This window comes from Microbispora triticiradicis (assembly GCF_005864065.1).
Classification (GTDB): domain Bacteria; phylum Actinomycetota; class Actinomycetes; order Streptosporangiales; family Streptosporangiaceae; genus Microbispora; species Microbispora triticiradicis.
The window spans coordinates 27,801-45,454 of record NZ_VANP01000003.1; the positions used below are offsets into that span (position 1 = coordinate 27,801).

The window sequence follows — 17,654 nt, forward strand, 5'->3', positions numbered from 1 at the left end:
GGTCATGACCTGCGCGCAAGGCGGCGCGCCGCCTTGCGGCCACGATCACCGCAGGTAGACAGGGGCTATGCAGCTCTCACGGAAGGTCCTCCGTACGGCCGCCGGCACGGCCGTGGCGGCGCTGGTCGTCGGAGGGTGCGCGCCGCGGACCCCCGGCGTCGAGACCACCCCGCCTCCGGCGGGGACGGCGCCGGGCACCCCACTCGCGCCCACTCGGGCGGTGGAGCTCGAGTCGGCCTACGAGCAGGTCATCAAGAAGGTCCTTCCGTCGACCGTGCAGATCACCACCGGGCAGGCGCTGGGCTCCGGCATCGTCTACGACACGGAGGGACGCATCCTGACGAACGCCCACGTCGTGGGTAACGCCACGGAGTTCCGGGTCACGCTGGCGACCGGCGGCAAGCCCAGGAAGGCCCGGCTCGTGAGCAGCTATCCGGCGGGCGACCTCGCGATGATCCGCGTGGAGGACGCCCACGGGCTGACACCCGCGACGTTCGGCCGCTCCGCGAACCTCAAGGTCGGGCAGATCGTGCTGGCCATGGGCAACCCCCTCGGCTTCTCCGGCAGCGTGACCGACGGCATCGTGTCGGCACTCGGCCGCACCGTGACGGGCGAGCGGCACGCCGGCGGCGGGGCCGCGACCATCACCAACGCCGTACAGACCTCCGCGCCCATCAACCCGGGCAACAGCGGCGGCGCCCTGGTCGATTTGTCCGGGCAGGTCATCGGCATCCCCACGCTGGCCGCCGTCGATCCCGAGCAGGGCACCGCGCCCGGCCTCGGCTTCGCGATCCCGAGCGACACCGCGACCGACGTCGCCCGGCAGATCATCAAATACGGCCGGGTCGTCAACACCCGCCGGGCCGCCCTCGGCGTACGGGTCGGCACCGCGGTCGACGCGAACGGCGACCCGATCGGCGTGGTGGTCGGCTCGGTGACCCCCGGAGGCGGCGCGGACAAGGCGGGCATCCGCCCCGGTGACGTGATCGTGCGGGTCAACGGCACCGCGACCCCCACCGCCACCGCGCTGTCGCAGATCATGGCCACGCTCCGGCCGGGAGACAGCGCGCGGGTCGAGATCCTGCACCCGGACGGCACCAGAAGCACGGTCTCGGCCGTACTCAGCGAACTGCCTGCCGGGCAATAGGCCGCAATCCTGACAAAGTGGTGTGAGATACCGGGAAATCGCTTGGAGCGAGCCTCCACGCGGTTGTTACGGTCGGGGGCGTGATCTCCCCCGAACTGACCCGGTTCATCGCCAGGCTGCCCAAGGCAGAGCTGCACGTTCACCACGTCGGCGCGGCGTCACCGCACATCGTGGCCGGCCTCGCGGCGCGTTACGAAGGCTCGACACCCGTGCCCGCCGACCCCGCGCTGGTGGAGAAGTTCTACGACTTCCGCGACTTCGCTCATTTCCTCCAGGTGTATCTGCAGGTCGCCGACCTCATCAGGAAGCCCGAGGACCTGTGGACGCTCATCCATGGCGTCGGCGGCGACCTGGCCGCCCAGCGGGTGCGGTACGCCGAGGTCACCGTCACCCCGCACTCCCACCTGGCCCGGGGGTTCGCGCCCGAGGAGATCTGCGAGGTGATCGAGGACGCCAGGCGCCGGGTCGAGGCGGACTTCGGCACCGTGCTGCGCTGGTGCTTCGACATCCCCGGCATCCCGGGCCCGGCCGCCGACGAGACGCTCTCCATCGCGCTCGACCAGCGGCCGGACGGCCTGGTCAGCTTCGGACTCGGCGGCCCGGAAGCGGGTGTGCCCAGGGCGTGGTTCGCGCCGCACTTCGCCGCGGCCCGCGCCGCCGGGCTCCGTTCGGTGCCGCACGCCGGCGAGGTCACCGACGCCCAGTGCGTCTGGGACGCCGTACGGGATCTCGGTGCGGAGCGGATCGAGCACGGCATCCACAGCGTGCAGGACCCGGCGCTGCTGGAGCACCTGGCCGAGCACGACATCACGCTGGACGTCTGCCTCACCTCCAACGTCCGGACGGGGGCCGTACCGGACCTGGCGCGGCACCCGCTGCCCGCGCTGGTCGCGGCCGGGGTGCCGGTCACGATCAACACCGACGACCCGCCCATGTTCGGCACCGATCTCAACCAGGAGTACGCCGTCGCGGCGGAACTGCTCTCGCTGGACGCCGACGGAGTGGCCGACCTGGCGCGCGCCGCCGTCCGGGCGTCCTTCCTCGACGGCCCGGGCAAGTCGGCCCTGCTCGCGGAGATCGACGCCCATGTCGCTCAGAACTCGTCGGCGCCGCTCACCTGAGTGATCTCGAAGATGTGGCGAGAGGCGGCGCAGACGGTCTCCAGCACGTGGATCGGGAGATCGTCGGCCGAGTAGGCGGCGCGCACGATCCGGACCACCCATTCACCGGGGCCGAGATCGAGCGTGACCGCCTCCTCCCCTTCCGCCGGCCGGGCGATCAGATGCTCCTCCGCCCGGCCGAAGCGGTGTCCCAGTGCCTCGATCGCCGCCTGAAGGCTGGGACGCAGGAAACCGGGCTCCACCAGTGGCGTCCCCCCGAACAGGTCGAGCCGCAGGAAGCTGGTGGCCACCCGCACCGGCACCTCGTCGGCGAGCAGCAGCTTGCGCCGGGCCAGCACCGGCGTTCCGGGCTCGACCCGCAGGCCCGCCGCCACATGCGCCGGCGCGGGCTCCGGCCCGACGTACAGCATCGTGCGGCCGGCCCGCACCCCCTGCCGCTCGGCCTCGGTCAGGAACAGCGAGGCCGACGCCCGTACGGCGGGCTGCGACGGCAGTGACCTGCGCACCACCACCCGCGGCTCCCCCGCACGCTCCGCGCCCGGCTCTGCCGACCGCTCCCCCACCTGCTTCCCCTCCTGGCTCCTGACGTGGGACTCCCTCCCACGCACGCCACGACTCTAGGCCCCTCCGCGCGGCCGCGCGGGCACCCGGGTGCCGGCGGCGAGGTGGTCCTGCAGGTCGGCGTGGCGGAACTGGTAGACCGGGCCGACCACCCGCAGCAGCCCCAGCCGGTGCGCGTCGTCCAGGAAGTCCATCAGGTCCCTCGGGCACTTCCCCTGTTCGGCCAGGTGCCGGGTGGTGATCAGGTAGGCGGGCCACGCGCTGTGGCGGAGCATGGTGAGCCCGAGCCCGAGCGCCAGGAAGGCTCCGGACAGGACGCCGAGCCTGAGCCCGAACCAGGGTCCGTTCGCCAGCCCGCTGACCAGTCCGGTGACCACCCCGCCCCCGACTCCCGGCACCGCCGCGCACAGGACGGCGAGAGTACGGCTCGCCCGCCAGCCGTGGTACGGCGTGGTCGCCGCCGTGAGAGGGGTGGGCTGCTGCATCCACTGGATGAGCACGAGGCCCGGGCCGAGCGCGAGGCCCGCCCAGATCCCGGCCTCTATCGCGAGTCCGGGCTGCGCGTCCGCCACGAGCGCCGCGCCGGAGACGCTGACCATCCCGATCAGGATCCTGAGCAGGAGCACGATCGTGATCTGCCGTGCCAGATCCCGCACCCTGCCGCGGAACTCGACGCTGACGTGACCGGGTGTCCCGGTGAACCCGCGCAGGGTGGTGGTCATCACCCCCAGTCCCGCGCTGAAGCCCACCGGAAGGGTGACCAGCGGATGGAGCCGGCCCGCGAACGCGGCGACCATGCCGAAGACCACGCCGACGACCAGGCAGGTGGTGGTGGCCGCCCGCCTGCGCTCGTCGGCGTCGAGCACCAGGCCGCCCAGCCGCCACCAGGCCAGGTCGCGGGTGCCGTTCTTGCCGAGCACACGGGCCAGGTAGCTCAGGTGGCGGCGCGTCTGGCCGGCGTCCCACACGTGCCTCGGCGTCAGTTCGGGCGGACCGGCGCGGCCGGCCGGCGACGCACCGGGCGAACGCGTGGTGAGAAGCACCGAGATCAGGCCGTCCCACAGATGACCCCGCAGTTCGTCGGGATCCTGCCCCAGTCGCCCGGTCAGCGGGGCCGGATCGGCCTGCGGGTCGATGTAGACGGCGCGCAGGAGCCACAGGCCGAGAGGGGCGGCCGTCAGCTGTGACAACCCCTTCAGCTCTCCGGTACGCAGGCCGTCCAGGACGTTCTCCCAGACCGGGCCGGGCGCCGGCGGCAGGCAGGTGCGCAGGTACCCTTCGGCGTCGGCCGGGGTGAGCGGCGCCGGCGCGATGACGGCCGCGGACGGCAACGGCTGCTTCGCGTCCTCGACGGCCTCGGCCAGCTCCTCCGTACGGCTGGTGAGGATGTACGACTCGGCCGCGTCCAGTGAGGCGTTGAGCGCCCTGACGATCGCGGCCCGGTGCGGGCGGGGCAGCTCGTCCAGGCCGTCCATGACGGGCAGGATGTGGCCGCCCCTGACGAGTTCGAGGGCGACCCCGGAGCCGAACTCCGCCGAGCCCAGGGCCTCGTAATTGCGCTCCAGGCTCCTGGTCAGCCAGGAGTGCAGGTCCTCGGCCGCGGGATCCCAGCTCGACAGCGACAGCAGCACCGGCACGGGATCGGCCGGGTCGCGCCCCTTTCCCGTCAGTTCCAGCAGGAGCTGGATGGCCAGGGTGGTCTTGCCGGCGCCGGGACCGCCGGTGATGACCAGACGACGCCGCCGGAGCTTCAGGAAGTCTCCGGCCAGTTCCGCGACCGCGTTGCCGACTCCTTCGAGGCTCCCCTCGCCGATCAGGTGCCGGTGGTGCAGCAGGCCGGTGTCGTCGGTGAGCCGCCAGACCACCGGAATCGGGTCGGGCTCCAGTCCGCGGATCATCGATTCGGCCCGCCACGCGTTGCGCACCAGGGCGACGAGTGTGTCCTTGGCCGCGGACACCTGATCGGGACGGGCCGCACGGGGCGCGGCCCGATTCCGCGCCCATCCCAGCACCGCCACCCCCGAGGTCACGGCGGCCAGCGCGACCGCCACCGCGTCGGCGACGTTCGGCGCCTCCTTCGAGGACACGGCCCTGACCACGACGACAACGGCCGCGCCCAGGGCGGCCACGCTGAGCGCGGCGGCCGGGAGCACGATCCACGATCTGCGCCGGTTCACCCGCACATGATGGCGATCCCCTGGTGGACGGATCCGCCGATCGGCACTAACCGTTACCATCCGGATACTCCGGGCGGCAATTCGGCCGCCCGAAACAAGGCCGGCCATCACAGAAGACGCCCGGACAACGCGAAGGCCCACGGGAGCGAGCATCCGCTCGCGGCCGTGGGCCCTCGTGTCCGGTGGAGGTGGCGGGAATCGAACCCGCGTCCTTCAACACCAAGACAGGACTTCTCCGGGTGCAGCCTGTTGTGCTTTTCTCAGCCCCGGCGATCACACAGGCGAGTCGCCGACGGGCTCAGTCACTGTTTGTTTTCCCGTACGGCCCCGTGACCGGGTCGGACGGTTGAGCCTCCTAGCGATGTCAGTTCCGGGCCGGAGGCACTCCCGGGCTGACAGAGGTTTTTCGCTGCTTAGGCGGCGAGAGCCAGGGAAGCCTGGCTCACCTCAGTGCTCTTCTTATTGGCACTTAATTGTCGCGGTCACAGTGTTGACGGGGTTATGTCCGCAGTCCCCGACCCGCTTCTCCTGACTTGCAATGCCGAAGTCGAAACCGGTCACCCCCCTGGTTGTACAGCTGCACGGTCGTCCAGCTGCCTGGTTGTCGAGCCGGACCCGAGAGCCCGGCACCACAAGCTTACTCATGACAACAGCCGCGACGCGACTTCGATTCCTCCCGCCGGGACGCCGAGGCCCCCGGGGCGCGGCGTGACGCGGCGCCCCGGGGGCCGACCGGCAGGGTCGAGCCGGTCCGGATGGCAGGGCTCCCCCCGAGATGGAGCCCTGTCCTCATCACGACGACTGGGCCCGCAACCCCCCGAGCGGGTCCCAGTCACCTTGAAAGACGCCGGTCAGGCCCCCAATGGTTGCCTCGCGCTCCCCGGTTTTTCTCAGGTCGGCACTGTCTCAGGTCGGCACTGTCTCAGGTCTGCGGCTGGGCGCCCCGGAAGAAGCCTCCCGCGACCGCCGGAGCGGCCTGAAGGTCACCGCTCTCCACCAGGACGGCGAGCGCCACGTCCCCCTGCCAGCCGACGAACCACGACAGCCTCGTCCGCTCCTTCTTCTCCGCCTGGGTCACCTGGGCCGCCACTCCGTACACGGGTTCGCCGGGGGCGGTGGCGAGGGCCGCCGCGCCCGAGGTGACGCCGGCCCGCATGAGCGTGCGCAGCTTGGCCGTGACCGCCGGGTCGAGCGTGGCCGGCGTGACCGCGGCGGACCCGCCCGCCTCCCCCACCGCCGGGTCGGGGGCAGCGGGCGAGGTGACCAGTGTCGGGGGGCGCCAGGTGCCGGACTTGACGGCTCCCGCGACCAGGGCCATCGCGAGCGGGCTCACCTTGGCGCCCTGCCCGGCGATGATCTTCGCGACCGCGGCGTCGCCCTGGGCGGCGGGCACCGAGCCGCTGAAGGTCCGCAGCGGCAGCTTCCAGCCGGAGCCGATCCCGAACTGCTGCGCGCTGCGGCTGATCGCCTGGCCGTTGATCCGCCGGGCCAGCGACGCGAGCGCGGTGACGCAGCCCTGGGCGAAGTCGGTCTGGAAGCTGGGGACCGTCACGCCGTCCACACCGGGCTGCTGGAAGCGCGCCCCGCCCACCGTCCGGTCGGCGCTGCACGGCACCTTCTGCTTGGGATCGAGGCCCGACCTGAGCAGTCCTTCGGCCACGACGATCGAGAAGGCGGTGCCGGCCGCATACCGGCCCGCGAGCGCGTCCCGCTCCTGGTGAAGCTGGTTGGTGGAGACGGCGAGCACCTCGCCGGTGGACGCCTTCACGGCGACGAGAGCGGCCGGGCGGGACCCCGCGACGGCGGCGTCCCCGGCGCTCTGCAGGCGGCTGTCGATCGTGGTGCGGACCGGCTCGTTCTCCCGCCCGGGCCACGCCTTGAGCTCCTTGACCTGCCGCCCGGTGGCGTTGTCCAGGATTACGACCCGGGTCTCGGTGGAGCCGGTGAGCTGGTCCTGGTAGGCCTTCTGCAGGCCGTCCCTCCCGAGGGTGTCGCCGGCCCGCTGCGGGCCGCCGAGCCGCTGCTCCGCCTCCGGGGTGATGGCCGTCACGACCCCGACGATCTGCGTCGGCGACTTGGGGGCCACCGGCGCGTTGTCGATCTCGAACCGCAGCCCGCCGATGGCCTCCAGCTTGGACTTGAGCTGGGCGAACTTCGTCCGGCCGAAGGTCGCGAGCGGGACGAAGTCCTGCGGCGGCGACGACAGGATGCGGCTCAGCAGCCGGTCCTGGGCGAACCCGGTGATCTTCGACAACTGCTCGCACAGGTGGGCGGGGTCCTTGACCTCGGCCGGGGTGACCCCCGCAACGTGCAGCATCGTCTCGTCCTGCAGGGGGTCGCCCGCACGGTCGAGGATGGGTCTGCGGCCCTTGGGGACCGTGGCGACCGCGAGACGCTGCCCGGCGTGCAGGTCCGGGTGGATGACGCTCGGCGACCACCGCACCTTCCACTGGCCGCCGGCCAGGTGCAGGGGCAGGGTGCCGTCGTACTGCCAGAGGGGGTTGTTCTCCCCGAGGTCCACCTCGGCGTGGTAGGCGGCCTGCGCGGCCTCGCCGTCCTGGCTGATCCCCTTGAGGGAGAAGCGGACCGAGGCGGCGTCCAGCTGGAGGCGGGCGTCCTCCAGGGCCTTCCGTACGGCCGCCTGGTCGCCGTCGGCCCGCCGTGCGGCGGCCGCGTAGTCCCCGGTCTGCCAGCCGACGAGGAAGTCGCGCACCGCCTCGTGGGGCGACGGCTCCTCGAAACAGCCGGTGAGCAAGGGCGCGGTCAACCCCAGGGCGAGCGCGGCCCGTACCACTCTGGCGCGCACGGTCTAGCGGCCCCCCCGCCGGCGGACGGCGTTGGACATCGCCCGCGACATCTCCCGGCTGGCCTGCTTCTCCATCAGCGTCTGGCGCTTGTCGTAGTCCTTCTTGCCCCGGGCGATACCGATCTCGATCTTCGCCCGGCCGTCCTTGAAGTACATCGACAGCGGGATCAGGGTGAGGCCCTTCTCCTTGAGCGTCGCGTCGATCTTGCCGATCTCCTTGCGGTTCAGCAGGAGCTTGCGGGTGCGCCGGGCGGCGTGGTTGGTCCAGGTCCCCTGGCTGTACTCCGGGATGTACACGTTGATCAGCCAGGCCTCGCCGCCCTCGACCGAGGCGTAGCCGTCGGTCAGATTGGCCTTGCCCGCCCGCAGGGACTTGACCTCGGTGCCGGTCAGCACGAGCCCGGCCTCGTAGGTGTCCTCGATGAAGAAGTCGTGCCTGGCACGCTTGTTCTGGGCGATGAGCTTGCGCCCGGTCTCACGTGGCATAAGGGGAGCCTACCGTCGCCGCGAAGGGCGAAAACGAGCTACGGGAAGCTACGCGGTCCGCGGAACTCACACCCGCAGGTAGCGGCGCAGCGTGACGAACGACGCGAAGACACAGATCAGCACGCCGATGGCCATGGTGCCGGTGATCACACCGGCGACGGTGTCCCAGCCGAGGGGCGCCACCATGTACGTCTGGATCTCCTCGAAGATGAAGATCTTGACGAGGATCAGCAGGACGCCGGACAGGACGCCGCCGATCAGGCCCGCGATCAACCCCTCCATCACGAAGGGAAGCTGGATGTAGATGTTGGACGCGCCGACCAGCCGCATGATCCCGGTCTCCCTGCGGCGGTTGTACGCCGACAGCCGCACGGTGTTGCCGATCAGCAGGGTGGCCGCGAAGACCATCAGGATCGCGATGCCGAGCGCCATGTTGCGCAGGGTGTCCATGAAGCCGAAGACCGACTGGAGCAGGTCGCGTTCGTTGACGACGTTGGAGACGCCGGGCTGCCCCTTGAGGTTGCTCGCGACGACCGCCGCCTTCTCCGGGTCCTTGAGCTTCACCCGGAAGGACTCCGGCATGTCCTCGACCTTGGTCACCGACAGCAGCAGCGTGTTGTTCTCGGTGTTCTGCCAGTTCTTGTACGCCTCGGCCTGAGTCTCGAACTTCACCGACTCGACCTCGGGCAGGCCCCGGATCGTCTGCTCCAGGCTGCCCTTCTCCTCCTGCGTGACCGCGCCCTTGTTCTTGCACGCGTCGAAGGGCGAGCCCTTCACACACAGGTAGACCGACAGCTCAACCTTGTCGCTCCAGAAGCCGGTGAGCTTCGAGACCTGAGAGTTGATCATCAGTCCGACGCCCAGCAGCGCCATGCCGACGGCCACGGTCACGATCACCGCGATGGTCATCGTGAGATTGCGCCGAAGGCCGATCCAGACCTCGGAGAAGATGAAGTTGGCCCGCATGGTCCCAGTTACTCCTAATACGCCTGGCCGTACACGCCGCGCGACTGGTCGCGGACGATCTTGCCGTCCTCGAGCTCGACCACGCGCTTGCGCATGGAGTCGACGATCGCCGCGTCGTGTGTCGCCATGAGGACGGTCGTGCCGGTCCTGTTGATTCGGTCGAGCACCTTCATGATGCCGATGCTCGTGGCGGGGTCGATGTTTCCGGTGGGCTCGTCCGCGAGCAGGATCATCGGCCGGTTGACGAACGCGCGGGCCATCGCGACCCGCTGCTGCTCGCCGCCGGACAGCTCCTCGGGCATCCGGTGGGCCTTGCCCTCCAGGCCGACGAGCTCGATGACCTCCGGCACGACCTTGCGGATGAACCGGCGCGGCTTGCCGATGACCTCCAGGGCGAACGCCACGTTCTCGTAGACGTTCTTGTTCGGCAGCAGCCGGAAGTCCTGGAACACGCAGCCGATGCGGCGGCGCAGGTGCGGCACCTTGAAGTTGGACAACTTCGCGAGATCCTTGCCGGCCACGTGGATCGAGCCGGAGTTGGGCCGTTCCTCCTTCAGGACCAGCCGGAGGAAGGTGGACTTCCCCGACCCTGACGGACCGACCAGGAACACGAACTCGCCCTTGTCGACATCCACGCTCACGTGGTCGAGGGCGGGCCGGTTTTGGTTCGCGTAGACCTTGGTGACATTATCGAAATGGATCACGGGCGCATCACGGCTAGCCAGTCTAGGGGGTGGGACGGCCGGTGCGGGGGTCGCCGGTCACTTTGCTGTCGATCGACGTTCCGTTTGGCCGAAGGCCAGTCTAGGGGTAACACTGGCATGGAACGTCCATAACGGAAACAAAACGATTAGCCCTCGAGCGATGGGCCGGTAAAGCTGCTATGAGCTGCGAACATCTGATCTGCGCCGCCTGCGCGGGCCCCGTGGTGGAGGGCCGCTGCCCCGTCTGCCGCGAAGGCCGCGCCAAGCTGCACAACCACGGATTCCTGGGGCTGACGCCCCTGACCATCACGTTGATCGTGCTCCTCGTCCTGGCCCTGGTCGCGACGGTCGGACACGTCAGCGGTTACTGACGCCGCCGTCTCTACTGGGCGTCGCCGGCTTCCTGGCGGCGCATCCAGCGGATCTCGCCCTCGATGAACTCGTCGAGGTCGCCGTCCAGCACGGCGGAGGGGTTGCCCGCCTCCACCCCCGTGCGCAGGTCCTTCACGATCTGGTACGGGTGCAGCACGTAGTTGCGGATCTGCGTGCCCCATGACGTCGTCGACTCGCCGCGCAGCTCGTTCATCGCCGCGGCCTCCTCCTGGCGCTTGCGCTCCAGCAGCTTGGCCGAGAGGACGGCCATCGCCGTCGCGCGGTTCTGCAGCTGGGACCGCTCGTTCTGGCAGGAGACCACGATCCCGGTCGGGAGGTGGGTGATCCGCACGGCCGAGTCGGTCGTGTTGACGCCCTGGCCGCCAGGCCCGGACGACCGGTAGACGTCGATGCGCAGGTCGTCCTCGTTGATGTCGATGTGGTCGGTCTGCTCGACCACCGGGACGACGTCCACGCCCGCGAAGGAGGTCTGCCGGCGGCCCTGGTTGTCGAACGGGCTGATCCGGACCAGCCGGTGGGTGCCGTGCTCGCCCCTGAGCGTGCCGTACGCGTAGGGGGCCTTGACCGTGAAGGTCGCCGACTTGATGCCGGCCTCCTCGGCGTAGGAGGTCTCGTAGACCTCCGCCGGGTAGCCCTTGCGCTCGGCCCACCGCAGGTACATCCGCAGCAGCATCTGCGCCCAGTCGGCCGCGTCGACGCCGCCCGCCTGCGAGTTGATGGTCACCAGGGCCTCGCGGGCGTCGTACTCGCCCGCCAGGAGCGTGCGCACCTCCAGCGCGCCGACCTCGGACCTGAGCGCGGCGAGTTCCTTGTCGGCCTCGGCCAGCGCGTCCTCGTCGCCCTCCTCGGCCGCGAGCTCGAACAGGACCGGGAGGTCCTCCAGGCGGCGGCTCAGGCCGTCCACACGGTTCACCTCGGCCTGGATGTGGGAGAGCCGGCTGGTGACGCGCTGGGCCTGGTCGGGGTCGTTCCACAGGTCGGGCGCGGCAGCCTGCTCCTCCAACTCGGCGATCTGCTTGCGCAGGGCGTCGAGGTCGAGCACGTCCTGGATGCCTCTCAGCGTGCCGCCAAGCTCGTTGATCTCTTCGGCTGGATCGATGACTGCCACGTCTGTAAAGGGTACGCGAACCGGAGACCCTGTCAGGCAGCGCGCCTCGGTAGCATGTGCATCGATCGCATCGGGAGGCTGGCGTGAACGGGGTCGTTCGGAGTGCGCTGGCCCTCGCCCTCCTGGCGTCCACGGTCCTCGCCTGCTCGGGCGGGGAGCCGCCGCGGGCCCCTGCCGCGGCCGTCTCCACCGTTCCGGGCGACGGGCACGGCGGGCGTGGCGCGAGCCCCGCGCCGTCCCCCTCGCCCTCGGCGTCGCCGAGCCCGCCCGCGGTGACGCTGAAGGACGCCTCGCGGGCGCTCGACACGTTCCTGGAGACCGACGAGGTGCTCAGGGCGGCCCACGCCGACCGCTGGGCCTACCAGCTCACCCAGGACGGCCAGCGCCCGATCACGATCGCCGAGATCCGTACGCAGGGCGGCAGGCGGCCCGCCAGCTACCGCTGGGACCACCGCACGGTGCTCGTGCCCCGGCAGAGCGGCGCGGCCCAGTGGTTCGCGGCCACCGCCGAACGGCACGGCGGGCCGGGCGGCGCCCGCACCGGCGTGTTCACCTTCGTCCGGCAGGGCCAGGACGGCCCGTGGCGCAACAGCTTCACGTCGCTGCTCAACCCCGGCGAGAAACCGCCCGCGGTCGAACTCGACGTGGAGGGGTACGCCATCGCCCTGGGGTCGCGCGACTCGTCGGTGGCGATCAGTCCCAACCTGATGGGCCCGCTGCACGCGACGGTCGCCGAGGAGGGCCCCAAGGGATACGCCTCCGGGCTGATCGCCCCCGGCCCGCAGACCACCGGCTTCTACGACGAGATCAGCAGGACCAAGGTTAAGGCGAAGGCCGACGACTGCATGGCGTACGAGTCGATCTTCGCCTCCGCGCCGAACTACCCGATCTTCGCGCTGCGCACCCGGGACGGCGGCGCGCTGACGATGTACACGCTGATCCGGACGTCCTCGTGGATCACCAGCGCGCAGGGACCGGGCCAGGGCCAGGGGGTGAAGTGCAGCGAGGGCCGCCCGGTGGCGGTCCCCGCCGCGGCCCGCTGGCTGCTGAGCCCCACGAAGGACCTGATGATCCACCAGAAGCGGCAGATCGTCGAGACCCAGCAGTACGTGAGCGCGGTGCCGCCCAAGGCGTCCACCGCGCCCGTGCACGTCGTCGGCTACCAGGGCGTCGTCACCGGCGGCTTCAACCGCTGACCCGGGACCGGCGGAAGGAGGCTACGCCTCCGCGTGCGGCAGGTTGCTGGTGGAGACCAGCGTCCGCACCGCGCGCAGCGCGACCGACAGCGTCGCCAGGTCGAAGGTGTCGCTCTCCCAGATCTCCGACAGCGTCTGCCGCGACCGGGTCACCGCGGCCTGGTTGGCCTCCGTCCAGCTCGCCAGCCGTTCCTCCGGCGACAGGCCCGGCCGGCTGTGGATCAGCACGTCCCGGGTCAGCGTGGCGTGGGCGGCGTACAGATCGTCGCGCAGCGCCGACCTGGCCATCGAGTTCCACCGGCTGTCGCGCGGCAGCGCGATCACCCGTTCCCGCAGCCGGGCGAGCTGGAGCCGGTCGGCCAGGTCGAAGTAGACCTCCGCCACCTCGCTCACCGGCCTGCCGGTGTACGTCGCGATCTCCACGAGGTCGAAGGTGGAGTAGGCCGGCACCATCGCCGCGACCCGCTCGGCCAGGTCGCCGGGCACGCCCCTGGCCGTGAAGGAGTCCCTGCGCTCCTCGTACGCCGCCAGGTCGGGGCCGGTCAGCAGCTTCGGCAGGTGCGGCAGCAGGCCGCCCGCGCCGTCGATGAAGTGCCGCGCCGTGGAGGCGAGGTCGAGCGGGGGGCGGCGGTTGCCGAGCAGCCAGCGGGTGCCGCGCTCGGACAGCTTGCGTCCCTCCAGCAGCATGGCGAGCTGGGTCGCGGTGTCGACCTCGTTGTCCAGCGCCTCGACCTGCCGGACGAACGACGGCAGGTCGAACACCTCGCGGGTGACCAGGTAGGCCCGCACGATGTCGGGCGCGGAGGCGCCGGTCTCCTCGCCGAACCGGAAGACGAAGCTGGTGCCGCCGAAGTTCACCACGTCGTTCACGATCCGGGTCGTGATGATCTCCCGGCGGAGCGGGTGGGAGTCCATGTACGGCCGGAGCCGGTCGCGCAGCGCCGAGGGGAAGTACGACACCAGCCACGACGCGAGCGACGGGTCGTCGGGGATGTCCGACTGCAGCAGTTCCGCGTCCACGACGAGCTTGGTGTAGGCCAGCAGCACCGCGAACTCGGGGTTGGCCAGCCCCAGCCCGGCCTGGCGCCGCTCGGCGAGCACCTTGTCCGACGGCAGGAACTCCAGCTCCCGGTTGACCAGCCCGGCACGCTCCAGCCTCCGCAGGTAGCGGGAGTGGATGTGCAGCATCTCCGGCGCCTGGGCGCGGGCCGCCGCGAGCACCACGTTCTGGGCGTAGTTGTCCTCCAGCACCAGCCGGCCGACCTCGTCGGTCATGTCGAGGAAGAGCAGGTTGCGCTGCTTGTCGGTCATCTCGCCGTCACGGACGACCTGGTCGAGCAGGATCTTGATGTTGACCTCGTGGTCGGAGGTGTCCACGCCGGCCGAGTTGTCGATGAAGTCGGTGTTGATCAGGCCGCCGTTCAGCGCGAACTCGATCCGGGCGCGCTGGGTGAAGCCGAGGTTGCCGCCCTCGCCCACGACCTTGCAGCGAAGGTCGGCCGCGTTGATCCGGAGCACGTCGTTGGCCTTGTCCCCGGCGTCGGCGTGGGTTTCCGACGACGCCTTGACGTACGTGCCGATGCCGCCGTTCCACAGCAGGTCGACCGGGGCCCGCAGGATCGCGTTGATCAGGTCGTTGGGGGCGAGCGCGGTGACGCCGTGGGGCAGGCCGAGCGCCGCGCGCGTCTGCGGGGAGAGGGGGATCGACTTGGCGGTGCGCGGCCACACGCCGCCGCCCGCCGAGATCAGCGACTTGTCGTAGTCGGCCCACGAGCTCCGGGACAGCCCGAACAGGCGCAGCCGCTCGGCGAAGCTCCGCGCCGGGTCGGGGTCGGGGTCGACGAAGACGTGCCGGTGGTCGAAGGCCGCCACGAGGCGGATGTGCTCCGACAGCAGCATGCCGTTGCCGAACACGTCGCCGGACATGTCGCCGATGCCGGCCACGGTGAAGTCGGTGGTCTGCACGTCCACCCCGAGCGTGCGGAAGTGGTACTTCACCGACTCCCAGGCGCCCTTGGCGGTGATGCCCATGGCCTTGTGGTCGTAGCCGACCGAGCCGCCGGAGGCGAAGGCGTCGCCGAGCCAGAAGCCGTACTCCTTGGCCACTCCGTTGGCGATGTCAGAGAACGTCGCGGTGCCCTTGTCGGCGGCCACCACGAGGTAGGTGTCGTCGCCGTCGTGCCGCACCACGTCGGGCGGCGGCACGACCTCCCCCGCGACCAGGTTGTCGGTCAGGTCGAGCAGGCCGGAGATGAACTGGCGGTAGCAGGCCACCCCCTCGGCCATCATCTCGTCCCGGCCGCCCGCGGGCGGGTTCTTGACGACGAATCCGCCCTTGGACCCGGTCGGCACAATGACGGTGTTCTTCACCATCTGCGCCTTGACCAGGCCGAGGATCTCCGTGCGGAAGTCCTCCATCCGGTCAGACCAGCGCAGGCCGCCGCGGGCGACCTTGCCGAAGCGCAGGTGCACGCCCTCGACCCGGGGCGAGTACACGAAGATCTCGTACTTCGGCCGCGGCAGCGGCAGCACGCTGATCGCCTGCGGGTCGAACTTCAGCGAGATGTACGGCTTGCGCCTGCCGGTGACGAACTGGCTGCCGGCCGCCCCGGCGTCCCGCCCGTCCGTACGGTCCGCCTGGAAGACGTTGGTGCGCAGCGTCGCCTGGATCATCTCCAGGTACGCCCGGAGGATGCGGTCCTCGTCGAGGGAGGCCACCTCGTCCAGCGAGGCGAGGATCTCCTCGGTCAGCGCGTCGCAGACCTCCGGCCTGGCGTCGTCCGGCCGCCGCGGGTCGAGCCTGGCCTCGAAGAGCCGCACCAGCAGCCGGGCCAGCCGCACGTTGCCGCGCAGCACCCGCTCGATGTACGACTGGCTGAACGTGCTCCCGGCCTGCCGCAGATACTTGGCGTACGCCCGCAGGATCTCGGCCTGCTCCCAGGTCAGCCCGCCGGCCAGCACGAGCGCGTTGAAGCCGTCGTTCTCCACCTCGCCGCGCCACAGCACGGCGAACGCGTCCTGGAACAACCGCTTGAACTCGTCGCGGTGCACCTCGTCCGAAGGGGTGTAACGCAGGCCGAAGTCGTAGATCCAGGCATCCTTGGTGGCGGGGTCGTGGTCGCGGTCGATCTCGTACGGCCGCTCGTCCACCACCTCGACGCCCATGCGCTGGAGCAGCGGCAGCACCCGCGACAGGGAGATCGGCGCGCCCAGCCGGTACACCTTGAACCGGCGCTCCCCCTCCGCCGCGCCGTACGGCTCGTAGAGGTTCATGCCGATGGCGTTCGGCTCGTCGCCGAGCGCCTCCAGCCGCTTGAGGTCGGCGACCGCCGTACGGGCCGGGAAGTCGGCCTTGTAACCCTCGGGGAAGGCGACGCCGTACCGGCGCAGCAGCGCGGGCGCGTCCTCCTCCGGGCACAATTCGTTGATCGCGTCGGTGAGGTCGTCCTCCCAGGAGCGGGTGGTGGCGGCCAGCCGCGCCTCCAGCTCCTCCAGGTCGACCGGCGTCTCGCCCAGCGGCCTGCCCCGCTCGCCGCGGATCACCACGTGCAGCCGGGCCAGCGCCGACTCGCCGATCGAGGTGCTGTAGTCGAGCGAGGTGCCGCCGAGAGCCTTGAGCAGGATCCGCTGCATGTCCAGGCGGACCTTGGTGGTGTAGCGGTCGCGCGGCAGGAAGATCATGCAGGAGATGTAGCGGCCGTAGTCGTCGCGGCGCAGGAACAGCTTGACCTGCTTGCGCTCACGCAGCCGCAGCACGCCGAGCGCGATCGGCAGCAGCTCGTCCGCGGGGATCTGGAAGAGCTCGGCGCGGGGGTAGGTCTCCAGGATCTCGATGAGGTCCTTGCCGTCGTGGCTGTCTGGCGACAGCCCGGCCCGGTCCAGCACATCGGCGAGCTTGCGCCGCAGGACGGGGATGCGGGAGATCGACTCGTTGTACGCCACGTGGGTGAACAGCCCGAGGAACCGGCGCTCGCCGATCACCTCGCCCTCGGGCGAGAAGACCTTGATCCCGATGTAGTCGAGGTAGTGGGGCCGGTAGACGGTCGCCCGGCTGTTGGCCTTGGTGACGATCAGCAGCTGTTTCTCCCGCGCCTTCGCGCGGACCTCCGGCGGCAGGGCCGCGAAGCTGGCCGATCCGGCCTTGTCGGCCCGCAGGATGCCGAGCCCGGTGCCGGGCAGGGCGTGCAGCGCCACGCCGCCGTCGGTGTCCTCAAGCCGGTACTCCCGGTAGCCGAGGAACGTGAAGTGGCCGTCGGCGAGCCAGCGCAGCAGCTCCATGCTGTCCTCGACCTGCGCGGTGTCGAGCGGCGGCGGCTCGGCCGACAGGTCGTCGGCGGTCCGCACGGCGAGCGCCCGCATCTTGGCGAAGTCCTCGACCGCGCAGCGGACGTCCTGCAGGACCCGCTGCAGGTCGCTTTCCAGCTCCTTGAGCACGGCGGGATCGGACTGCCGGTCGATCTCGATGTGCATCCACGACTCGCGGATGATCTGCCCGGTCACGTGCTCCTGGTCCGGGCCGAGCAGCTTGCCGGTCATGTCCCGGCGCACCCGAATCTGCGGGTGGATGAGCAGGTGCGTGCCGATCTCGTGCCGGTCCAGCTCGGTCGTCACCGAGTCGACCAGGAACGGCATGTCGTCGGTGACGATCTGGATCACCGTACGGCCCGGGTCCCAGCCGTTCTCTTCGAGGGTGGGGGTGTAGACGCGCACCAGGGGGCGGCCCTGCGGGCGGTTCTGCGCGAGGTGGCGGTGGGCCGTCGCGGGCCCGTACACGTCCACCGGGTCGCGGTCGGCCAGGTCCTCGGGGGGGACGTTCCGGTAGTACCGCCGCAGGAAGGTAAGGGGGTCCTCCCCGGCCACGTGCGGCGCTCCCGGCGCGTGTGCGCAGGTCTCGGCGGCGGTGCGGAGAAGCGCGTCCAGCGCTTCATCCGATTCCTGCCGGTTCAGCGCCATCTCGAGCGGCATGTCGCTAACTCACTCCCTTGTGAG

Annotated in this window: 12 protein-coding genes and 1 other RNA gene; 4 read left to right on the forward strand and 9 right to left on the reverse strand. The window is 70.7% G+C overall.

What is annotated here, in order from left to right; genetic code table 11:
* The first annotated feature begins 67 nt into the window (after positions 1 to 67).
* Complete coding sequence (locus tag FED44_RS08300; protein ID WP_111699434.1) at positions 68 to 1,147, forward strand: S1C family serine protease; 1,080 nt, start codon at positions 68 to 70, stop codon at positions 1,145 to 1,147.
* 80 nt (positions 1,148 to 1,227) lie between these two features.
* Positions 1,228 to 2,268, forward strand: a complete 1,041-nt coding sequence (locus FED44_RS08305; protein ID WP_222867903.1) for an adenosine deaminase — start codon at positions 1,228 to 1,230, stop codon at positions 2,266 to 2,268.
* On the opposite strand, the gene FED44_RS08310 is transcribed toward FED44_RS08305, so the two are convergent.
* From FED44_RS08310 to ftsE, 7 genes are all read right to left on the reverse strand, one after another.
* Complete coding sequence (locus FED44_RS08310; protein ID WP_111699433.1) at positions 2,241 to 2,876, reverse strand: GntR family transcriptional regulator; 636 nt, start codon at positions 2,874 to 2,876, stop codon at positions 2,241 to 2,243. The genes FED44_RS08305 and FED44_RS08310 overlap by 28 nt on opposite strands.
* A 9-nt stretch (positions 2,877 to 2,885) precedes the next feature.
* A complete protein-coding gene (locus tag FED44_RS08315; RefSeq protein WP_167521426.1) occupies positions 2,886 to 5,006 on the reverse strand; it encodes an NACHT domain-containing protein in 2,121 nt (706 codons plus the stop codon).
* A gap of 180 nt (positions 5,007 to 5,186) precedes the next feature.
* Positions 5,187 to 5,571, reverse strand: a transfer-messenger RNA (tmRNA) gene (gene ssrA, locus FED44_RS08320).
* A 357-nt stretch (positions 5,572 to 5,928) separates the two neighbouring features.
* Positions 5,929 to 7,812 carry a penicillin-binding transpeptidase domain-containing protein gene (locus FED44_RS08325; RefSeq protein WP_111699431.1) on the reverse strand — a complete coding sequence of 628 codons (1,884 nt, stop codon included), beginning with the start codon at positions 7,810 to 7,812 and terminating at the stop codon, positions 5,929 to 5,931.
* Between the two features lie 3 nt (positions 7,813 to 7,815).
* Entirely contained in the window at positions 7,816 to 8,298 is a 483-nt protein-coding gene (gene smpB / locus FED44_RS08330) for an SsrA-binding protein SmpB (protein WP_111699430.1), read from the reverse strand.
* A 66-nt stretch (positions 8,299 to 8,364) separates the two neighbouring features.
* Positions 8,365 to 9,264, reverse strand: coding sequence for a permease-like cell division protein FtsX (gene ftsX / locus FED44_RS08335; RefSeq protein WP_111699429.1), 900 nt, complete (start codon positions 9,262 to 9,264; stop codon positions 8,365 to 8,367).
* 14 nt (positions 9,265 to 9,278) lie between these two features.
* A complete protein-coding gene (ftsE, locus tag FED44_RS08340; protein ID WP_111699428.1) occupies positions 9,279 to 9,968 on the reverse strand; it encodes a cell division ATP-binding protein FtsE in 690 nt (229 codons plus the stop codon).
* 179 nt (positions 9,969 to 10,147) lie between these two features.
* Between ftsE and FED44_RS08345 the strand changes: the two genes are divergently transcribed.
* A complete protein-coding gene (locus tag FED44_RS08345; RefSeq protein ID WP_111699427.1) occupies positions 10,148 to 10,339 on the forward strand; it encodes a hypothetical protein in 192 nt (63 codons plus the stop codon).
* Between the two features lie 11 nt (positions 10,340 to 10,350).
* Here FED44_RS08345 and prfB read toward each other — a convergent pair whose 3' ends face one another.
* Entirely contained in the window at positions 10,351 to 11,469 is a 1,119-nt protein-coding gene (gene prfB / locus FED44_RS08350; RefSeq protein WP_138460297.1) for a peptide chain release factor 2, read from the reverse strand.
* 83 nt (positions 11,470 to 11,552) lie between these two features.
* Between prfB and FED44_RS08355 the strand changes: the two genes are divergently transcribed.
* Positions 11,553 to 12,665 (forward strand): DUF8094 domain-containing protein, encoded by a 1,113-nt coding sequence (locus FED44_RS08355; protein WP_138460298.1) that lies wholly within the window; start codon positions 11,553 to 11,555, stop codon positions 12,663 to 12,665.
* Between the two features lie 21 nt (positions 12,666 to 12,686).
* Here FED44_RS08355 and FED44_RS08360 read toward each other — a convergent pair whose 3' ends face one another.
* Complete coding sequence (locus tag FED44_RS08360) at positions 12,687 to 17,630, reverse strand: NAD-glutamate dehydrogenase (RefSeq protein WP_111699424.1); 4,944 nt, start codon at positions 17,628 to 17,630, stop codon at positions 12,687 to 12,689.
* Positions 17,631 to 17,654: the final 24 nt, after the last annotated feature.